This window comes from Gelidibacter sp. (assembly GCF_035577925.1).
In the GTDB taxonomy this organism is placed as follows: domain Bacteria; phylum Bacteroidota; class Bacteroidia; order Flavobacteriales; family Flavobacteriaceae; genus Gelidibacter.
In genome coordinates this window covers 1-1,852 of the sequence record NZ_DATJCY010000385.1, presented here as the reverse complement: position 1 = coordinate 1,852, position 1,852 = coordinate 1, and the positions used below count along the sequence as shown (strand labels likewise).

Here is a 1,852-nt window from a genome sequence, read left to right as displayed (position 1 = left end):
TTTAAAGTTCTTTTCAATAAATTCAGATGACCACGTAATTCATCTGTTTTTAAAATAAATACTAATCAATATAAAAATAAAATTATGCTCAAAAAAGGAGGAGCTTATCTTGTTGTCCTATTGCTTTCTTTGCAGATGATGAATTGCAACACCAACAAAAATGCTGAACAGCAAAATGAAGCGTTGGATTTGTCCATTCAAATACCGGCAGGAGCCAATAGCTGGGTGATCAATAATCCGTCAGAAACTTCCGAGATGATGAAAGATTCGGAAATTAAAAACTGGACCGATTTAAAGTCCATAGTCCATACTTATTTTAAAACCGATACTTCAGGAAAGTTACATCTTGGACTAAAAGGAAATGTGCCCGATGGGACATCAAAGCTTAAAGTTACCGTTGGGGATCAAACTAAAATCATTGCCTTGACCAATTCTGAAACATCAACCATTGATGTTGGGGTTTTTGATGTTGAAGCCGGTTATGCTGTGGTTGAAATAGCAGGAATAGAGAAAACAGGCACGGTAGTGGCTAATATTTCTGAGGTGCTCATTGGAGGTCCAGCAACATCTGGCGAGGTCTATTTTATAACGGAGGATATCTATTTTGGACGTCGCGGCCCATCAGTCCATTTAAGTTATGAAGTGCCTAACGACAAAGAGGTGGAGTGGTTTTATAGCGAAATAAACGTTCCGGAAGGTGAAGATGTAATTGGTTCGTATTTTATGGCCAACGGATTTAAAGATGGTTATTTTGGTATTCAGGTCAATTCTGAAACTGAGCGTCGCATTTTGTTTTCCGTTTGGAGTCCTTTTGATACGCAAGATCCAAATGAAATTCCGGACGATCACAAAATTATTTTATTAGGCAAAGGCGATGCTGTCAAAACCGGTGAATTTGGAAATGAAGGTTCTGGTGGACAGAGTTATAAGGTTTTTCCATGGAAAGCCGATACCACTTATAAATTTTTGTTGAAAGGCGTTCCGGCAGAAAATAACTCAACGGATTATACGGCCTATTTTTTCACCCCAGAAGATGATCAGTGGCATTTAATAGCCAGTTTTAGAAGACCTCAAGGCAGTAGGCATCTACAGAGACTCTATTCGTTTTTAGAGAATTTCATTCCGTCTTATGGCAATATTACCAGAAAAGCAAATTACAACAACCAATGGATTTATACCACCAACAAGGAATGGATTGAGTTGATGAATGCAAAATTTACCGCCGACGCGACTGCTCGAAAAGAAGCGCGAATGGATTATGGTGGAGGTGTTGTTGAAAACGAATTTTATATGGAGAACTGTGGGTTTTTTAGTGAAACCATACCTATTGATACCGAATTTACAAGACTACCAAATGGCGTTGCACCAGATATCGATTTTTCGAAATTGGAAGTGCCTAGTAAGAAATAAAATTGTTGTAAAACAATTAATAAGAAGATGACAATAGGCGTTGTCATCTTCTTATCAGAAAATGGTCGGGCAGGACTGTATCCGACCATTCCAATTGCCTAATTTTTTTCATTTTTTTAACAGGAAAGTGAAGCAAGCTATCTGAAGTGGTTACTCAGCAGTGTTTGCTTCATTTTTTTTTGTTTAAGATTAATAAATTCAGATTTACATTTATTTCCAATCCCGGAGGGGATTTATGTTTATAAAGGATCTCAAATGTATAATTCGACCCCATCGGGGTCGAATGTTTTTGTATACTATTTAGTTACTCCTTAAGGTAGCTTAATCATCTATAATCCAGTGTATTAACCGTTATTAAGCTTGTTTTTCATTACAGGTATTTGTATATTTGTCGTAGAAAAGCTTGCAAATATGTTGGGAAAAAATCCAGAAAAACTACCCG

1 protein-coding gene is annotated in these 1,852 nt (G+C 37.0%); it reads left to right on the top strand.

Annotated elements, in window-relative coordinates; genetic code table 11:
- Positions 1-84: 84 nt before the first annotated feature.
- The gene (locus VNJ50_RS14505) at positions 85-1,410 is read left to right on the top strand and encodes a DUF3472 domain-containing protein (protein WP_325583014.1); all 1,326 of its coding nucleotides are present in this window, start codon (positions 85-87) and stop codon (positions 1,408-1,410) included.
- The last annotated feature ends 442 nt before the right edge of the window (positions 1,411-1,852 follow it).

Bases quoted from the DNA above. Each gene is read 5' to 3' on its own strand.
- VNJ50_RS14505 (WP_325583014.1), top strand. From the start codon at position 85: ATGCTCAAAAAAGGAGGAGCTTATCTTGTTGTCCTATTGCTTTCTTTG.